At 60.6% G+C, this 17,377-nt stretch carries 15 protein-coding genes; 1 reads left to right on the top strand and 14 read right to left on the bottom strand.

Annotated elements, in window-relative coordinates:
- Nucleotides 1-2: 2 nt before the first annotated feature.
- From K0B93_RS14465 to K0B93_RS14445, 5 genes are all read right to left on the bottom strand, one after another.
- Nucleotides 3-935, bottom strand: a complete 933-nt coding sequence (locus tag K0B93_RS14465) for an ABC transporter permease (RefSeq protein WP_218636541.1) — start codon at nucleotides 933-935, stop codon at nucleotides 3-5.
- Nucleotides 932-1,981, bottom strand: coding sequence for an ABC transporter permease (locus K0B93_RS14460; RefSeq protein ID WP_219867865.1), 1,050 nt, complete (start codon nucleotides 1,979-1,981; stop codon nucleotides 932-934). The genes K0B93_RS14465 and K0B93_RS14460 overlap by 4 nt, the downstream gene beginning before the upstream one ends.
- Nucleotides 1,982-2,057: 76 nt before the next feature.
- Nucleotides 2,058-3,620, bottom strand: a complete 1,563-nt coding sequence (locus K0B93_RS14455) for an ABC transporter substrate-binding protein (RefSeq protein ID WP_219867864.1) — start codon at nucleotides 3,618-3,620, stop codon at nucleotides 2,058-2,060.
- 156 nt (nucleotides 3,621-3,776) lie between these two features.
- Nucleotides 3,777-4,490, bottom strand: a complete 714-nt coding sequence (locus tag K0B93_RS14450; RefSeq protein WP_219867863.1) for an LrgB family protein — start codon at nucleotides 4,488-4,490, stop codon at nucleotides 3,777-3,779.
- Complete coding sequence (locus K0B93_RS14445; protein ID WP_219867862.1) at nucleotides 4,483-4,848, bottom strand: CidA/LrgA family protein; 366 nt, start codon at nucleotides 4,846-4,848, stop codon at nucleotides 4,483-4,485. The genes K0B93_RS14450 and K0B93_RS14445 overlap by 8 nt, the downstream gene beginning before the upstream one ends.
- Before the next feature lie 75 nt (nucleotides 4,849-4,923).
- On the opposite strand from K0B93_RS14445, the gene K0B93_RS14440 reads away from it, so the two are divergent.
- Nucleotides 4,924-5,460 carry a YaeQ family protein gene (locus tag K0B93_RS14440; RefSeq protein ID WP_219867861.1) on the top strand — a complete coding sequence of 179 codons (537 nt, stop codon included), beginning with the start codon at nucleotides 4,924-4,926 and terminating at the stop codon, nucleotides 5,458-5,460.
- Between the two features lie 24 nt (nucleotides 5,461-5,484).
- Here K0B93_RS14440 and K0B93_RS14435 read toward each other — a convergent pair whose 3' ends face one another.
- From K0B93_RS14435 to K0B93_RS14395, 9 genes are all read right to left on the bottom strand, one after another.
- Complete coding sequence (locus K0B93_RS14435; protein WP_324125262.1) at nucleotides 5,485-6,870, bottom strand: phosphomannomutase; 1,386 nt, start codon at nucleotides 6,868-6,870, stop codon at nucleotides 5,485-5,487.
- Between the two features lie 71 nt (nucleotides 6,871-6,941).
- Nucleotides 6,942-8,432, bottom strand: coding sequence for a mannose-1-phosphate guanylyltransferase/mannose-6-phosphate isomerase (locus K0B93_RS14430; protein ID WP_219867859.1), 1,491 nt, complete (start codon nucleotides 8,430-8,432; stop codon nucleotides 6,942-6,944).
- Between the two features lie 97 nt (nucleotides 8,433-8,529).
- Nucleotides 8,530-9,708, bottom strand: coding sequence for an alginate lyase family protein (locus tag K0B93_RS14425; RefSeq protein ID WP_219867858.1), 1,179 nt, complete (start codon nucleotides 9,706-9,708; stop codon nucleotides 8,530-8,532).
- Between the two features lie 29 nt (nucleotides 9,709-9,737).
- Nucleotides 9,738-11,174 (bottom strand): alginate O-acetyltransferase AlgX-related protein, encoded by a 1,437-nt coding sequence (locus tag K0B93_RS14420; protein WP_228743379.1) that lies wholly within the window; start codon nucleotides 11,172-11,174, stop codon nucleotides 9,738-9,740.
- A 14-nt stretch (nucleotides 11,175-11,188) separates the two neighbouring features.
- Nucleotides 11,189-11,836, bottom strand: a complete 648-nt coding sequence (locus K0B93_RS14415) for an alginate O-acetyltransferase AlgF (protein ID WP_219867857.1) — start codon at nucleotides 11,834-11,836, stop codon at nucleotides 11,189-11,191.
- An 11-nt stretch (nucleotides 11,837-11,847) separates the two neighbouring features.
- Complete coding sequence (locus K0B93_RS14410; RefSeq protein ID WP_219867856.1) at nucleotides 11,848-12,999, bottom strand: alginate O-acetyltransferase; 1,152 nt, start codon at nucleotides 12,997-12,999, stop codon at nucleotides 11,848-11,850.
- Between the two features lie 9 nt (nucleotides 13,000-13,008).
- On the bottom strand, nucleotides 13,009-14,427 hold the full coding sequence (locus K0B93_RS14405) for an MBOAT family O-acyltransferase (protein WP_219867855.1): 1,419 nt from the start codon (nucleotides 14,425-14,427) through the stop codon (nucleotides 13,009-13,011).
- A gap of 2 nt (nucleotides 14,428-14,429) precedes the next feature.
- Nucleotides 14,430-15,980, bottom strand: a complete 1,551-nt coding sequence (locus K0B93_RS14400) for a right-handed parallel beta-helix repeat-containing protein (RefSeq protein WP_219867854.1) — start codon at nucleotides 15,978-15,980, stop codon at nucleotides 14,430-14,432.
- Nucleotides 15,981-15,989: 9 nt separating this feature from the next.
- Nucleotides 15,990-17,372, bottom strand: coding sequence for an alginate export family protein (locus K0B93_RS14395; protein ID WP_219867853.1), 1,383 nt, complete (start codon nucleotides 17,370-17,372; stop codon nucleotides 15,990-15,992).
- Nucleotides 17,373-17,377 lie beyond the last annotated feature (5 nt).

Genomic DNA, 17,377 nt, shown 5'->3' with positions numbered 1-17,377 from the left:
CGTTACCCCTTGTACAGCCGTGGGTTCATGACATCCCGCAGCCAGTCACCCAACAGGTTGATGACCAGTACGAGTACCACCAGCACCAGGCCGGGAATCAGGGTGATCCACCAGGAGCCACTCTGGATGTAGTCAAAACCGGATTTGATCAGTGAGCCGAGCGAGGGCTGGGTTTCCGGCATGCCGAGGCCCAGGAACGACAGCGCCGCTTCGGAGATGATCGCGTTGGCGATCTGCACCGTGGCAATGACGAAAATCGGTGACAGGGTGTTGGGCAGAATGTGGCGGAACATGATCCGGCCGGTGCGGAAGCCCATCACCTTGGCCGCATCCACGTATTCCTTTTTCTTCTCCGCCAGCACCGAGGCCCGCACCGTCCGCGCGATCTGCGGCCACTCAGACACACCGATGATGAAGATCAGCATGTAGATGGCGATCTCGCCGAACATCAGGTTGCCGAAGCTGGCCTTGAACACCGCCCCGACAATGATCGCCACCATCAGGGTGGAGAACGACAGCTGGACGTCGGCAATGCGCATCAGGATGGAATCCACCCGGCCGCCGAGGTAGCCCGCCAGCAGGCCGAACAGGATACCCAGCGCCGCCTGCAGCAGCACGGCACCAAAACCGATCAGCAACGACACCCGGGTGCCATAGAGAATGGTGGAGAGCAGGTCCCGGCCCTGGGCGTCGGTGCCCAGGGGAAAGGCCGGATCGGAGCCGTCCAGGCCGACCGGCGGCAGCTCGGAGTTCATGATGTTGATCTGGGCCAGATCGTAGGGATCGGCCGGCGCCAGCAGCGGCGCAAAAATGGCCGCCAGCACCATCAGCACCAGCACCACGAAGCTGGCAATGGCCACCTTGTCGCGCTTGAAGCTGTACCAGAGGAAGGACTCGCGAAAGCGATCCCAGCGTGAAAGAGTCGCCGTCGTCATGCTTTCTTACCTGTCAGTTTTACCGTGGGGTTCACCAGGCCATAGATCAGGTCCACCACGGTATTGGTAATCACGAAGATCAGACCTACCACCATCAGGTAAGCCACGATCAGGGGAATGTCGCTGCGGGTAATGGCTTCGAGGAACATCAGCCCGACACCCGGCCACTGGAACACGGTCTCGGTCAGGATGGTGTAGGCCACCATGATCCCGATCTGCACACCGCCCACGGTGATCACCGGCAGCATGGTGTTCTTGAGCGCGTGCAGGAAATTGATACGCGCAGAGCTCAGACCCTTGGCCCGGGCGTACCGGATGTAGTCGCTCTGCAGCACTTCCATCATCTCGGCCCGGATCAGGCGGATGAACAACGGCAGCATGATGGACGCCAGCGAAATCGACGGCAGAACCAGATGCAGGATGCCGCCCTGGGAGAAAAAGCCGGAATTCCAGGTGCCGAACAGAGGCGTCAGTTCGTCGCCACGGCCGTAGGAGGGCAGGCCGCCTTCGGTAGACAAGGCCGCGTTCAGCCACTGACCCCAGCCGGCGTCTTCCGGGAACCAGTCCACGGTGACGCCGATGGAGAACAGCTGGATCAGTACGATGGCCGTCAGGAACACCGGGATGGAAATACCCACGGTACTGACACCCATAAAGAATTTGGACAGCCAGGCCTGGGGCCGGATGGCGGCATAGACGCCAATGGGCACCGAAAACACCAGGATAATCAGGCTGGCACCGATCACCAGTTCCAGGGTGGCCGGCAGGTGCTCAAGAATGACATCGAGGGTGGGTTTACCATAGAAATAGGAGGTGCCCAGATCGCCCTGCAGGGCATTACCGGCAAATTTCAGGTACTGCACCACCAACGGGTCGTTCAACCCCATTTCGTCACGGATCGCTTCCCTCTCCTCTTGGGAGACGGACATGCCCACCATCTGCTGAAGCGGGTCACCAAGGCCATCCTGGATGGCAAAGGCAATCACACTGATCACAAACATGACCAGCACTGCCTGGGAAATCCGCTGAACTAAAAACGCTAACATGGAAATTTACCGGATAATTCTGCAAACAAAAGACCGGCTCCGGACTGATCCGAAGCCGGTCCGCCCATAGGGGCTGTTATTCCACGACTAGGTCACCCAGGTACGGGAAGTTCATGACGTTGAGGATCGGTTCGATCTTCACGTTTTTCTTGCTGGCCCAGGCCAGGTCCTGCCAATGCAGGGGCACGAAGGCGGCCTCGTCGTACAGGCGCTGCTCGACTTCCTTCAGCATTGCAGCCCGCTTGTCCAGGTCGGTTTCGACGTTGGCTTTGTTCACCATGGCGTCGATTTCCGGGTTGCAGTAGTTACCGGCGTTGTACTGGCCGGCGCCGGTGTCGGCATCCGGACAGAACGTCAGGAACTCGAAGAAGTTGGCCGAGTCCTCGGTGTCCGCGTGCCAGCCGATCATCATCATGTCGGCCGCGCGAGCGTCATACTCGGGCCAGTACTGGGCCTTGGGCAGGGTTTTCAGGTCAACCTTGATGTTGATCCGCGCCAGCATGGCGGCAACCGCCTGGGCGATCTTGTCGTCGTTCACGTAGCGGTTGTTGGGCGCCATCATGGTGATGGTGAAACCGTCTTCGTAACCGGCCTCTTTCATCAGCTGCTGGGCCGTGGCCACGTCAAACCGAGGCGTCAGGGACTCGTTGTGACCCTGGTAGCCGTCGGGGGACATCTGGGCCGCCGGCGTGGCAAAGCCTTTCATGATCTTGGCGGCAATGCCTTCCTGGTTGATGGCGTAGGCGATGGCCTGGCGTACCTTCGGATCCTTGAAGGCTTCGACCCGGTCCTGGTTCATGTGGAACAGGATGATGCGGGTGCCGCTCATGGTCACCAGATCCGCGTTCTTGTCACGGCGGATACGCTCCAAATCGGTCGGCGGCACCGGCGCGATGAAGTCCACACCGCCGGACAGCAGCGCGGAGACACGGGTGTTGTTCTCCTTGATCGGGGTCAGCACGATCTTGCCGATGTTGCCCGGGGACTCGGTGTCCCAGTAGTCGTCAAAACGCTCGAACTCCACACGCACGCCCTGCTGACGGCCGGTGACCACGTAGGGGCCGGTACCGGACAGGTTCTCGGAGGCGAAGGAGTTACCGTGCTTGGTGATGGCACTCTTGCTCTGGCCGTTGTCGGTCTCACCGGTGTAGAACTCGCTGTCCATCGGGAAGATGTAGGTCGCGGTGTTCAGCAGCAGCGGGTAGGGCTCGCTGGTAACCAGTTCGAAGGTGTAGTCGTCAACCACCTTGAGCTCGCTGAACGGCTTGAAAATGGCCTTGAAGTCCTGGCTCTGCTTCAGACGGTCAAAAGTGAACTTGACGTCCTTGGTGGTCAGCTCGTTGCCAGAATGGAACTTCACGCCCTCGCGCAGCTTGAAGCGCATGGTGTTCTCGTCGACACGTTCCCAGCTCTTGGCCAGGCGCGGCTCGAAGCCGAGGTCCTTGGTCCAGCGCAGCAGCGGGTCAAAGGTCATGTGGCTCAACTGCAACATGCCGCCGGAGAGCTGCTCATGGATATCCAGGGTCACGGGGTCGGCGTCGTACGCCATTTTCAGTTCCTTGTTCGCCTCGGCAGACATCGCCATCGGGGCGGCGGCCAGGGCCATGGAACCAACAAAAGCTGTCAGTAGTTTTTTCATCGCGTTTTCCGTCGCTGTTTTAAGAATTTTGCGGCGCATCGGCGCACATTCGCACCAGATGACTGCGCTAAAAACTAGTCGTGGAAACCCGGAACAGCAATCGAAATTGCGACATGACCTTATTCGCGAGGTGAATGACCTTATTTGGGGCAGGTATTAAAGGTGGAAAACCAGCGGCAGTATCAGGGCCGTGAACACCCCGGTCAGTCCCATGCCGAGGGACGCAAAGGCACCGGCGGTGTGGCTGATTTCGAAGGCCCTGGCGGTGCCTACCGCGTGTCCGTTCAGGCCCAGGGCGAAACCGAGGATGCGCTCGTCGTCCACCGGCAGCAGGCCGGCCAGCAGATCAACGAACAGGGTGGCAACCACTCCGGTAATCAACAACCCGCCCATCATCAGCGGAACGGAGCCTCCGAGCTGCTCGGTGATGCCGATGGCGATCGGCGCGGTCACCGACTTCGGCGCCAGTGACGCCAGCACCTCCGGGGTCGCACCCAGCGCCCAGGCAATTACGACGGCGTAGACCGCCGCGAGCGTCGCCGCCACCGGCAAAGTGCACAGGATTGGACGCCACAAAGCCCGAATGTGGTGCATCTGCTGGTACAGCGGAATGCCCAGGGCAACTGTCGCCGGCCCCAGCAAAACCGTCAGCCACCGGGCACCGTCCTGGTATCGGGCGTAATCCAGAGACAGGATGGCAATGGTTGCCGACAGCATGACAGCCGCCAGCACAACGGGCGGCAGCCATAGCGGGCGCCCCATCCGGGCGAAAACCCAGTTACCGGCGAAAAAGGCACCCAAGGTGAGGCCGATTGCCAGGGTCGGGCTCGCCGACAGCACCTCCACCAGTGACCAGAGTCGCTCAGTCATTGGCCTGGCTCCGGTTGCGGCCCTGAACCAGGAATTTCATCAGCAGCAGCGTCGTGAGGACACTCAGAAAGGTGCCAACAAGCAACGCCACCGCAACCGCCAGCCACTGTCCGCTGAACTGGTCTGCGGTGAAAAATACCCCGACGACCCCGGGCATGATCAGCAGTACCAACACCGAAATCAGCCCCTGACTGGCCGCTGCCAACGAGTCGCTGACACTGCCTTTTACCATCAGGGTCAGGGTCATCCCGATCATACCGAGCACGCCACCACTGACCGGTATCAGAAACACCAGACGCAGGGCTTCACCGAACAGGAAAAACAAAACCAGAATCAAAAAACCGCGCAACATCGGCATGTCATCATGCTCATCCGGGGGAGAATTGCACTACACTAGCGCATACTTATCGCCCCATACTATTCCGGAAGGCTCATGGCGCTCAAAGCAACAATCTTCAAGGCCACGCTCAGTATTGCCGACATGGACCGGCATTACTACGCGGACCACCATCTCACCATCGCCCAGCACCCGTCGGAAACGGACGAGCGCATGATGATCCGCCTGCTGGCCTTTGCCCTGAATGCCGATGAACACCTGGAGTTTACCAAGGGCCTGAGCACCGACGACGAACCCGAGCTGTGGCGAAAAAGCCTGAGTGACGAGATTGAACTCTGGATTGAGCTGGGGCTGCCGGAGGAAGGCCGGTTACGAAAAGCCTGCAACCGGGCGAGGCAGGTCATTCTATACACCTACGGCGGGCGCGCCGTTCCGCTATGGTGGGAAAAGCATCACCACAAGCTGGAACGCTTTGGCAACCTGACCGTCATCGACCTGCCCCAGGAGTCAACCGCGGCACTGGCCAGCCTGGCCCAGCGCGGCATGTCCCTGCAGATCACGGTGCAGGACGGTGTCGTCGGCGTGGCCGACGACACCCAACACGTTCAGGTCGAGCCGGCGCCGCTGACCTAGCGGGACGCCGCTCCGGCGCCGGGATCAGAGCGTAACCGCTTCCCGGTGCCCGGGAATGGGTTCCGAGAGCTGTTCGATCTGACGCAGCAATGCCTCGGTTCGCTCTTCCATCAGCGTCTGGTCGCCGCGGCTTTCCACGTTCAGCCGGATGACCGGTTCCGTGTTCGACATCCGCAGATTGAACCGCCAGTGCTCGAACTCCATGCTCAGGCCATCAATGTGATTCACCGACATCGCGTCGCGCAGGTAAATCCCCTCGATAGCCTCGAGAACGACCGAAGGATCGTCCACGGTCCGATTGATTTCACCACTGGCCGGGAATGCCTCGATCCGGGCATCGATCAGTGACGACAGGGTCTGGCCGGACTGGCACAGTCGCTCGGCGACAAGCAACCAGGGGATCATGCCACTGTCGCAGTAGGCAAAGTCCCGGAAGTAATGATGGGCGCTCATTTCGCCGCCATACACTGCATCCTCCTCCCGCATCCGCTGCTTGATGAAAGCGTGTCCGGTTTTGCTTTCCACCGCGACGCCGCGGGCGGAGGACACCAGTTCGCGGGTGTTCCAGACCAGACGGGGATCGTGGATCACCTTGCCGCCGCCAGACTTGCGCAGGAACTGATCCGCCAGCAGACCGACAATGTAGTAGCCCTCGATGAAACGCCCTTTCTCGTCGAAGAAGAAACACCGGTCGTAATCGCCGTCCCAGGCGATACCCATGGCGGCATCACTGGCGAGCACGGCCATGGACGTCGCCGAACGGTTCTCTTTCAACAGCGGATTGGGCACGCCGTTGGGAAAGGTCCCATCCGGCTTGTGATGGACCTTGTAGAATTCGAACGGCAGGTGGGGTTCGAGCGCATCGATAACTTCGCCGGCACCACCGTTACCGGCATTCACCACGATCCGCAGTGGCTTGAGGCTGGTCCGATCAACATAGCCGAGCAGGTGTTCCACGTAGGGCCCGGTGACATCCAGACTCTTCAGGGTCCCCGGGTCTGCCGCATCCGGCAAGTCATCCTGGGCACCGTCGCGGATATCGGTCAGGCCGTTATCGGAGCTGATTGGCCGGGCACCGGGACCGACCATCTTCATGCCATTGTAATCCTTGGGATTATGGCTGGCCGTGACCATGATACCGCCGTCCAACTGGAAATGACTGGTCGCAAAATAGATTTGCTCGGTGCCGCACAACCCAATGCTGTAGACATCGGCCCCCGCAGCCATCAGGCCCTGATTCAGGGCATCGGCAATCTGTGGACTGGACAGTCGGATGTCGTAGCCCACGGCCACCTTGCGGGCCCCTGTCACGGCCACGTAGGCCTTGCCAATGCGCTCTGCCATTTCGGCATTCAGTTGATCCGGCACCCGACCACGGATGTCGTAGGCTTTGAAACATTTAAAATCCACCAGATTTCTCCTCTCGGTAACCAAAGCATGGGCACGCCGACGGACCTGAACCCGGCCCATCGGCCCGAAATTTATCCAACCCGGCTCTCCATCACCGGAATTTCCTCTTCTTCCTGGGGTTCCTGTACCGGCTCCCGCGTGTCCTGCGCCGGTTCCGTTCGTCCATACCGGTCATCAAGGCGCTCGATGTCGTCCTCTCCCAGGTAGGCACCGGACTGGACCTCGATCAATTCCAATGGAATCTTTCCGGGATTGAACAGCCGATGCACCGAACCAATCGGGATGTAGGTGGATTCGTTTTCCGATAGCAGAAAGGTTTCGTCATCCCGGGAGACTTCGGCGGTTCCGCGCACGATGATCCAATGCTCGGCCCGGTGGTGATGTTTCTGGAGCGACAGCCGTTCCCCCGGCTTCACCGTGATGCGTTTGACCTGGAAACGGTTTCCGTTGTCGATGCTGTCGTAACTGCCCCAGGGCCGGAACACTTCCCGGTGGATGCGGGTTTCCGGGCGCCCCTCCGCTTTCAGCTTCTGAACCACACCCTTGACCTCCTGGACACGGTCGCGGGGGGCGATCATCAGGGCGTCCTTGGTATCAACAACCACCAGATCGTCCACGCCCACCATGGCTACCAGCTTTTCCGGGGCATGGATCAGGCAGCCGGAGCTGTCTGCCAGGCAGGCATCGCCATACACGGCGTTTTGCTGTTCATCTTTTTCGCTGATGTCCCAGATCGACGACCAGGCCCCCACATCGCTCCAGCCGGCATCCAACGGAACCAGGGTGGCACGGGTGGTCTTTTCCATCACCGCATAGTCGATGGAATCGTCCGGGCAGTGTTCGAAGATCTCCGGCGGGATCCGGCTGAAGCCGAGGTCTTCCGACAGGCTGCGCGAAGCCAGCAGTGCCGTGTCGTAGATATCCCGGCTGTGCCGTTTCAGTTCCCGAAGGTAGGCATCGGCCCGGAACATGAACATCCCGCTGTTCCAGAAGTAGCCACCTTCGTCGAGCAACCGACGCGCGGTAGCCTCGTCCGGCTTCTCAATGAACTTCCGGACCGGTCGTGGGCCGCCCGGATCATCCTCGCGGCCTGCGGCAGAAATATAGCCGTAGCCGGTTTCCGGGCGATCCGGTGTGGTACCGAACAGGACCAGGGCGCCATCTTTGGCGACCTTCAATCCCTTCGCTATGGCTTCATGGAAGGGCTTGGTCTGGCTGATCGCATGGTCTGCGGGCAACACCAGCATAATGCTGGCGGGATCCTTCCGGGCAATCTGGATCGCCGCAAGGGCTACTGCCGGAGCGGTGTTCCTGCCAAAGGGTTCCAGCAAAATGGACTGCGGCTTCTGGCCAATGGCATCCAGCTGTTCTTTCACCAGGAAACGGTGTTCGTCATTGGCGACCACAACCGGTGCTTCCACGTCGTCTTGTGGCAGTCTGGCCAGAGTCTGCTGAAACATGCTGTCCTCATTAAGCAACGGCAGAAACTGTTTCGGATAGGCCTGACGGGAAAGCGGCCAGAGCCGCGAACCGGAACCGCCTGACAGTATGACTGGTATCATAATCCTGCTCCTTCACTTGCTTGGTTGATGCCCCGGAAACAAACTCCCGGGGGCGGGGACCGTCATGCGCGAGCACGACCATCCTTTTCTGAGTCGTTTAAAAATCGAGGCGAATTTCGCCGGGGGGAAAGGGATCCCGGCCGGTTGGCCAGCGCGGATCCACCCGATACAGAAACTCGATGTCACCGCCCAGCCGGGTGTTCTTGACCGGGCCGTACGCCGTCATGAACGCGTTCATACCGGGTAGATCGCCCCAGATTTCAGTCCAGGGACGCATCCAGGCAAGGCCCCAGGCCGTGTGCAGACCGTCGGTGATCTGCGGGTACCCGGTGATGGCTTCGATGGCGGAGGAATCGTCCAGCCCGGTCACCACATTCTGGGCCAGCGTCGCGAAGCCATTGCCATACTGCTCGTGTACCGAGACACCATTGACCTCGGCAAACACCGCAATCGCGGTGAGCGGTTGCATGGCGTAGTTGAGGTATTCCAGGGCCCGGTCCTGGCGGCTCAGTTCCTTGGGCAGGTAGCCGTCGCTGCTGATCTGGCCCATGGCTTCCTCGAACTTGCTCATGGACCAGTTCCAGTGGTCGCAATTTTCCGTGGCCACCGAGGTGGCCATCACCGCCCAGGCGGCCCAGTAATCGTGGTTATTGACCTTCCGGGGTTCACGGTCGGTGTAGTAGCCGCGAACCCCGTTGGCGACCTCGTCGAACCACGCTTCAATGCGGTTCAGCCGGTCGGTGGCCAGCGCTGAGTCGTCGGAGGACAGCTTGACCCGAAGATAGGCGTTGGCAGCGGCGGCCAGCGCCCACTTGCGCACCGCCTGACCCACGTGATTGATCTCATCGGGCAGAAGCGCATCCGCCTGGGCCCAGGTATCAAGATTTTCCAGGACACAGTCCCGTGCGGCCGGACCGTCGCCATCCACCTGGTAGTCATCGGCACCGGCAATGACTGTTTTTTCAAAGCCCCGGATGGTCTTGGTGGCATCCAGATAAGCCTGATAGGCGTCCTCGTTGAGTTCATTGCGGGCGCTGTCGCTGCCTTCGTATTTGCTGGTGAAGCTCATGCTGCCCTGATACGGCTCAATCACTTTGCAGTCATACGAGCCGCCATCCCGGGCTTCCGGTATCTGGTAGTAGCCGATCGGTGCGCGTAAGCCGTCCTCGTAGCACTGTGCGGCCTCAACCGAGGCCACTCCCAGGGACGAGACCAGTGCCGTGGACAGTAGGACTCGTCCGGCATTTCCAACCATGTCTGTTTGTCCGATCCTCATACCAACTCCCAATTACGGGTGGGTTTGCTTCATTTGTCCTGGCGACGGCACACCTTGGCCGTCACCGTCAAGCCGTCGCTGACCTGCTCTGGTTCGAGCTCCAGATCGAGCGACATGAACAATTCGTCGTTCCAGCTCTCGCCGGCGGGCAGCTCGAACATGAACCGTCCGGTGGTTTCGACTCGGGCGCCATACTCCAGGTCCACCCGGTCCTTGCGACCAAACACATACCAGATGAAGGCATCGACCTCTTTGACGCCGGGATCGCTGAACTGCAGTTCAACCAGGTACTCGTCGCTGGGCAGCTCCAGGAATTGGCCACCGCCGTTATAGAGAACTTCGTTGGTGCCAGCCTTCACCGGCGTGGTTTCCTGCAGAACCGGCTGTTTTCCCTGACAACCGTCGCTCACCATCGGCACGATCTGCCGATAAAATTCAGCGCTGTCCAGGGTGTGGTAGGCGGGTATCTCCCAGATGATGATTTTGGGAGGCGACTGCCTAAAACTGTCCGACATCAGGTACTCGAACATCGAGCCATCGTAGCTGCCCCCGGCGACAGCCACGTTCAGGATTTCCACGCCGAGGAACTCCTGCAGTGAACCCGCAAAGTTGTAATCCTGCGCGCCCTTACTGTTACTGGTGCCGACCAGTGTGATAGGGGGCAGGCTCTCATCACCAAACAGGGCATTCGCCTCGCCAGCGGCGGCATCGCCGGCAAGCTCAGTGCGATACTCATCGACGTACTGGGTCGGCCAGGCTTGCCCGCAGATCCGTTCTGCGGCGTCCTGTAGTGAACCGTTTTTGCGAATCAGGCCGGTGCGCCGAGTCTCGAAGCTCTTTTGCGACAACGACTGATAGGCCGGCATCTGGCGAATGCGGTCAGCGACAATGCGCGCCGTCCGCCGGGCACCGTAGGGCGTCCAGTGGTGGTCACGCTTGAAGTAATACGCCTTCTCCCGGTCAGGCTCGTCCAGCAATGGCCCCAGGTCCGGAACCACAAGGCCCGCCTGGCGGAACTTCGCAAGCGCGTCCAGATAATTGCTGCGGGCATAGGGCCAGGAGAACTTCACTGACGAGTGCTCCGGCAGTTTGTTCGGGTGCACCAGCCCCTTGGTGGGCTGGAACACCAGAACCAGCTCGGTTCCTGTGGTCCGTTTCAGGTGACGGGCGAAGCGCTCAAGGTGCCGCAGCCCCTCCTGGGTCGGCCCGTACTGTTCCGGCAGTTCCGCCTCCGAGCGGAACAACCAGTCATCCTGACCCTGCACCAGTATGTTGAAATTCTTAAGATAACTGGTGTCGTAGGCGAACGACTGCGACGCCATGGGACACAACCGGATCTGCGAATTAACGTCGTACTGCGGGAGCTCCGCTGCCGCGACCGATGCGGTGCCGATGCCGCCAACGAACAGCGCCATGATGCGAGCGTGTCGACCCCAGCGGTGCATTACCGCACTGAACCGTGCCATTGACCCCGTCTCCCTCAAACCGAAGTGTCCACACGGTTTTCAGCCACCAATAGACGCGGGCTTCCGCCGGCATCAATCACGAAGAAGCTGAAAACCTTGCCGCGCTGAAGGTTGACCGGCGGCGTCTGGGCAACGGCCTCACCGCCCGAGAATGCACCCAGCGAAATCTTGACCGCGTTGATTTCCCGATTGCCGACACTGATCGGGTCCAGGGGATCAATCACGGCTACCTTGCCGTCAGCCGTCTTAAGGCTGATGCCACCGTCACCCGTCAGGTTGTAGAACGAGACCAGAGCCTTTCTGGGATTCTTGAAGGTTTTGTCGGACAGGATTTCCAGCTCGCCGGAATCCAGCACGACCGCCGTGTAGAAGCGGTCCTTTTCCATGGTGACCGGCGCAGCCTGGTTCCCGACACTCAGCTCATAGGTGCCGTCCGGCAGGTAGATGTAGGGACTCGCGTCCATCGGAGCGATATCCTTGATAGCCTTGCCACCAATCTCGGCCAGGGGAATGCTTCCGCTGACATCGGCATTCACCACCCGGATGAACGCGGCGCCATCCGGTGCTTCGGCGGCGTAGAGTGCGTCCTCTCCTGCCTGGGCGGCCAGGGGGACAAGCAGACTGAGCAGAACAGCAAACGCGGTTTTGATGGTTAATTGCATGGTATTTCTCCTCAATGGATTGTTTGGTGGCCCTGCTCATTTGCCTGGGCCAACAGGTTTTCCCGGCGGTCAAACCAGGCCAGCGTGTCCTTCGATTTCACAGGCTGGGCGAGGTACCGTTCGGGAAATTCCCAGACCACGAGTTCCGGAGGGTTATCCCGGAACTCGTCGGACTTGAGATAGTCGGTCATGGGTTGGAAGGGCCCCTGCCCCTCGTCCGAGACGTTGATCAGGTCCCGGCCAAGGTGGCGCTTGAGGGCACCCGGGAAATCCCAGAGTGGATTGGCGCTGTAACTGGTGCCGACCAGAACGATGTCGGCCGAGGTCTCGGCAAACAGGCTCTGCGCAGAGGTGTCTCCAGCACCTTCAACGGCCGTTGAACGCTCGGTGAGCCTGTCCGGCTCCGGCCCCAGGGATGGAAACAGCGGTTCCAGAGGCAAGTACGTGAGCAGATCACCTTCGTGGGTTCGGGTTTCACCGAGCGCCGTGACAAATCTGGTGTCGCCCCAGGATTGCCCGTCGAAAGACGCCTTGATCTCACCCGCTGCGTTGCGGGCAAACACGTCCGCGCCCTCGGGCGACCAGTGCGTGTCCGTACGCAGGAACACCTGGTTGCCCTGGTCGCGAGCCTCCGCCAGGTCCGGCATCAGATCCGGAGCCAGTATCTGCTCGGACGACATGCGGTCCAGGAAACGGCCGTACAGAGATTCCATCAGGGGTGCCGGCTCCTGATCGCCCAACTGTCCGGCGTATACGCGGGCTTTGGCGGGCACCACCAGTACCGCCACGGGCACACCTTCCGCCCGGAGGTAGTCGGCCACGGCCACAACCCGGTCGAGATTGGTCTCGACCACGGCGGAACTCTCCGCACCCGGGAACATTTCCTCGTCGGTGAACAACCAGCCCTGCTCGCCGACGGTCACACCGGGACGCCCTTCCTTGAACAGGGTGTAGTTGATCGCAGCCCAGAGATTGGTGCCCAGATCCCGAACCGGGAAGCCGTCGTCGTAGTGACTTTCAACGTCGCGCGCCAATTCTCCGGTTACCGGGTCGAGCCCCTCCTGCGCCCCGTAATCGCCGAAGGAGCGGAGCGAAAGGGCACCCAGGCCGAGCACGATCGCGATGAACACACAGGCCGTCATTTTTCTCGATGTCGCGGTCATAAGGCCCCCTCAGAACTGGAAGTAGAGAAACGGTGAGAAACTTTCCGCCGACAGTTTGAGAACCGCCAGCAAGAAGACCGGCACCAGCAACGTCGGCAACGCTGCCCGCATCCGGTTCACAAAGGCCGGATCGGGTGACCAGGGCAGCCGTTCCCTGAGGCCCATCACCAGTACCACCAGATACGCGAGTGCCAGGATCGCCAGGTTCAGTCCCCGGATTTCCTGCAGGTAGACCGCACTCAGGCTGAAGCCCTCGAAGCTGAACATCGCCTGGTAGAAGCTGAAGGCATCGCCAATGCTCGCAGCCCGGAACGTGACCCAGCCCAACATGACGAACAGGAAGGTCATGACCCAGCGACTGACCCGGAATCTACGGTCACCCGCATCAACACCCAGGACACGCTCGATGGCCAGCAACCCCCCGTGCCATGCCCCCCAGAGCAGGAACGTCCAGTTGGCGCCGTGCCAGAGACCGCCAAGCAACATGGTCAGAATCAGGTTCCGGTAGGTCCCGAAGACACCTTTGCGGTTCCCTCCCAGGGGGATGTAAAGGTAATCCCGCAGCCAGCTCGACAGGCTGATGTGCCAGCGCCTCCAGAATTCGGTAATGCTCTGACTGATGTAGGGCTGGTTGAAGTTCTCGGGAAACCGGAACCCCATCATCAGCCCGAGACCGATGGCCATGTCCGAGTACCCGGAGAAGTCAAAGTAGAGCTGCGCGGTGTACGCCAGGATCCCCAGCCAGGCGTCCGCCGTGGAAGGATCGGAGAGCGCAAAGGCACCATCAGCCAGAGGCGCGATGGAATCCGCGATGAACACCTTCTTGACGAACCCCTGCATGAAACGAGTCGCCCCCTCACCAAACTTCTCAAGGGTGTGGGTCCGGTAGGTGAACTGGTCCGCCAGATCCTTGTAACGAAGCACCGGCCCGGCGATCAGCTGGGGGAAGAGCGCAATGAATGCCGCGAAATCCACAAAGCGCCGGGTCGGCTCGGTATCTCCCCGGTACACATCCACCACGTAGGAAATGGCCTGAAAGATGTAGAAGGAAATTCCGATCGGCAGGATGATGTGCGCCAGCTCAAGCGGCTGGTATCCCAGCGACAGGAAAATCTCGTTTAGGCTGCCCACGCCGAAATTGGCGTACTTGAAGTACCCCAGCGTGGCAAGGTCTCCCGCCACCCCGACACCGACCCACTTGCGGGCCCGCGCGGTACCGATGCCGGCGCGGTGTATGCCAAGCCCGATCACATAGTTCCAGACGGTGACCGCAACAAACAGCAACAGAAAGTCCACCCGCCACCAGGCATAGAAGGCGTAACTGCCCAGCAGGATGACCAGAGAACGATGTCGGAACGGCGTCAGGTAGTACAACCCCAGAAACGCCGGCAGAAACAGGAACAGAAAGATGTTGGATGAAAAAACCATAGTCAGTCTCCGACGGGCGTCAGCCGCACCGCACGATGGTTGTTCAGCAAGGCATCGAAGATTTCGGTCTGGTAGGCACCGAGGACACCGTCAAAGTGAATCCCCACATCGGAACGCGGGAAACGCATGTCGACGTCATAGAGCTCGATGTACTGGGGATTGTCGGTGGACAAGGGGCCACTGGCATTAGAGGCCAACTTGCCGCCAACAACGGTGAGGGACACCGCCTGGTGGTAGAAGTCCTCCTCAAAGTTCCGGTCCGTGGCGGAAAGATCCTTGATCTGGCCCAGCACCCCGAAGGTCCCGTTCAGTGCCGCAATGTTGTGATAGACGCCAACATTGGTGCTGTTGCGTACCCGGATACCGTTGCGCAGGTTGTTGATCAGCCGGTTGCCCCACAACAGGTTGTTCGGCGATTCATACAGCCCGATGCCATCGCCAGCGTTGTCATGCACCACATTGTTGGCCACCACGTTGTTGCTGCTCTGGCGGTCAAGAACGATGCCGGAGAGGCCGTTGTCATGGCTGCGGTTGTTCAGGATCCAGCTGTCATTGACCTCGCGGGAGATGATGATTCCGTGCTTCTCCAAGGTTCCATACACGTGATTGCCGGCAATCAGCAGGTTGCTCGAATAATCGTGGGGATCAATGCCGTAAACGATGTTGTCGCGGTACGTGTTGTTGACGATCGCGACGTCTTCCGCCTCGTAGCAGTAAAAGCCGTAGTAGATGTCCCGGAACGTGGATTCGATCAGCCAGGCATGGGGAGCCGAGCGTTTGAGCCGGGCGTTGTCGTACTTCGAATACTGGGCAATGGAGAAGCCGTAGGACTTACTCTGGTTGTAGCCCAGGCTGGCGAAGTCGGAACCGAGCACGAACGTTTCGCTGCCGCCCCAGCCCACAAAGAAAGGCCGGAAGTTGGACTTCTTCTGGAAGGTCGCCGGGCCGTTCGCCTTTTCCCGCCAGCCGATGATGGTGCTGTCGATCACGAACAGCCAGCTGTCATTGGCGAGGAACGCGCCCCGTTCCTCGGACAACCGCAGCGTCTCATCGCGGATTTCCAGAGTCGCGCCGGGGCGCACCACCAGCGGAAGCCGGATGATGTACGAACCATCCTCGTTACGCTCCATGTAGCGGGCATCGTCCACCTGGCGAAACACATCGTCCAGGGTTGCCTTGCCGCTATTGACCAGGATCGCCTGGGGATGGGAATACTGGCGAATGACCCATTCCCGGGCGCGCCCCTCATCCACGAAGTCCCCGAGGGCGCTGACTCCGGCTATCCTTTCAACACTCACATTCGGCCGCTCGTCCGGCCGTTCGGACAGCCGTTCTTCCACCGCTTCGCGGTTGTATTGGGAGGCGTCCGGCAGCTCCGGATCCGGCCGGGTGATGGACTCGCCGGACGCCATCTCGATACCGTAATCCTCGACCTCAAACATCGGCGCTGGCTCGGACGGCTTCAGTTCCTCCGTCAGCCGGGCTTCAACGGTCATCGGCAACGCCACAATAATGGCGGCCGTGGTTACTGTCAGGACCCAATGGTGTTTCATGGCCACTCCCTAGAAACGTTTGGTCACGTCGAGGACAACCCGATGCCGGGCCGAGTCGGCGTCGTCACCGTAGGCGTCACCAGGAAAAAACACGCCCGCCCGAATCCGGGCATCGATGTCGGACCAGGTTCCGGTATCCCGGGCGCCGTAGTAACCGAGCACCATGTCCACCGATTCCCCCAGGTCGTCACTGGTACCGGTAAAGCCGGGTTCGACCAGATCGGAAATCACGGTCCCCGAGACGTCGCTCAACCAGTACTTGTGGTACAGCAGGTTGGCGGCCCACCAGTCCCGGTCCGTCAGCGCGGTGTAGACGGTCGCGACCTTGAGGTTGCTCCACTCGGGCTGGATTGCCTCGCCAAAGCGGGCCACCTGGGATCGGGTGCCGGTGAATCGTGACCGGTTGCTTTCCATCTGGGTCTGGCGAAAGGCGTCGGACTCTCCGGGCTTCTCCCCGCCGGACGCCATGGCGCCGTGCACACCCACAACCCAGCGCGGGCTTTCCACCAACTGGGCCCGCAAGCCGAGGTCCGCCGCCCAACCGGACACATCACGCTCTTCCCGGGTAAACCCGTTCGCTGCAGCCGGATCCTCGCTCAGCCGCGCATCCGTGCCGGCCACCGCGGCAAACGACGCCAGATACTGGACCGTGCTGCGCGAATGCCAGTCGAAGTAGGCCTGATCCGCCCGGAAACCGACCCAGGTCAGCGAGCCCGGAACCCGCGCCGGGGTCCCGCTTTCCGAATCGGGCCTGAGGTCCTCACGGTCGCCGTAACGTTCGGCATGAGTGGTGAGGAAGGTGAGGTAATGATCTTTCCGCCATTGCCATCGGGTGGAGGCAAAGAACCGGGCAATGTCCTGCTCCTCTTTCGGCAGTTCATTGACGTCGGTGCGCGCTTCCGACATCTTGTCGGCAACCCCCACCGTGGTATCCAGCAAGGTGGTATCGAAGATCCAGCGCACCAGGGTGATGTCGTCATCCCACCAGGTACCGGTGCCCTCTTTCAGGCGTTCCCGCCCGAAGCGGATCGATTCGCCCGGATAGGCGGTCAAGCCGTTGTAGTCGAACCAGGCTTCCCGAAGCGCGAAGAAGCCGTCGGTCTCGGTGCCGCCGATCTCATCACTGACATCCACCTGGCCGGTGGCCGCAAAGGCCTGGAGCCTGAGTTTCGAACGCCAGTGCGGTGACAGTTGCCACACCCACTCCGGTTTGATGTCGAGGCCAACTTCATTGGACTCGGTACTGCGGTCCGTCAGTCCGAGACGACGGTCGCCTTCGCTGATAGCACTGGCCTTGGTGCTGGTCGAAAAGTCCAGCAGTTGCGGGTAGGAAACGTCCTCGGACTCGTCCTGGGCCACCGCCGGCAGTGCCGCCAGGCAACCAACAGCCATCAGCA

Source organism: Marinobacter sp. F4218 (assembly GCF_019443085.1).
Taxonomy (GTDB): Bacteria; Pseudomonadota; Gammaproteobacteria; order Pseudomonadales; family Oleiphilaceae; genus Marinobacter; species Marinobacter albus.
The sequence above is the reverse complement of the archived record's forward strand: the minus strand, read 5'-3'. Positions and strand labels throughout refer to the sequence as shown.

What these genes read in the sequence shown, in the direction of transcription:
- K0B93_RS14425 (WP_219867858.1), bottom strand. Translation starts at nt 9,708, where the DNA reads ATGAGGATCGGACAAACAGACATGGTTGGAAATGCCGGACGAGTCCTA.
- K0B93_RS14455 (WP_219867864.1), bottom strand. Translation starts at nt 3,620, where the DNA reads ATGAAAAAACTACTGACAGCTTTTGTTGGTTCCATGGCCCTGGCCGCC.
- K0B93_RS14415 (WP_219867857.1), bottom strand. Translation starts at nt 11,836, where the DNA reads ATGCAATTAACCATCAAAACCGCGTTTGCTGTTCTGCTCAGTCTGCTT.
- K0B93_RS14420 (WP_228743379.1), bottom strand. Translation starts at nt 11,174, where the DNA reads ATGGCACGGTTCAGTGCGGTAATGCACCGCTGGGGTCGACACGCTCGC.
- K0B93_RS14465 (WP_218636541.1), bottom strand. Translation starts at nt 935, where the DNA reads ATGACGACGGCGACTCTTTCACGCTGGGATCGCTTTCGCGAGTCCTTC.
- K0B93_RS14445 (WP_219867862.1), bottom strand. Translation starts at nt 4,848, where the DNA reads ATGCCGATGTTGCGCGGTTTTTTGATTCTGGTTTTGTTTTTCCTGTTC.
- K0B93_RS14440 (WP_219867861.1), top strand. Translation starts at nt 4,924, where the DNA reads ATGGCGCTCAAAGCAACAATCTTCAAGGCCACGCTCAGTATTGCCGAC.
- K0B93_RS14395 (WP_219867853.1), bottom strand. Translation starts at nt 17,372, where the DNA reads ATGGCTGTTGGTTGCCTGGCGGCACTGCCGGCGGTGGCCCAGGACGAG.
- K0B93_RS14400 (WP_219867854.1), bottom strand. Translation starts at nt 15,980, where the DNA reads ATGAAACACCATTGGGTCCTGACAGTAACCACGGCCGCCATTATTGTG.
- K0B93_RS14410 (WP_219867856.1), bottom strand. Translation starts at nt 12,999, where the DNA reads ATGACCGCGACATCGAGAAAAATGACGGCCTGTGTGTTCATCGCGATC.
- K0B93_RS14430 (WP_219867859.1), bottom strand. Translation starts at nt 8,432, where the DNA reads ATGATACCAGTCATACTGTCAGGCGGTTCCGGTTCGCGGCTCTGGCCG.
- K0B93_RS14460 (WP_219867865.1), bottom strand. Translation starts at nt 1,981, where the DNA reads ATGTTAGCGTTTTTAGTTCAGCGGATTTCCCAGGCAGTGCTGGTCATG.
- K0B93_RS14405 (WP_219867855.1), bottom strand. Translation starts at nt 14,427, where the DNA reads ATGGTTTTTTCATCCAACATCTTTCTGTTCCTGTTTCTGCCGGCGTTT.
- K0B93_RS14450 (WP_219867863.1), bottom strand. Translation starts at nt 4,490, where the DNA reads ATGACTGAGCGACTCTGGTCACTGGTGGAGGTGCTGTCGGCGAGCCCG.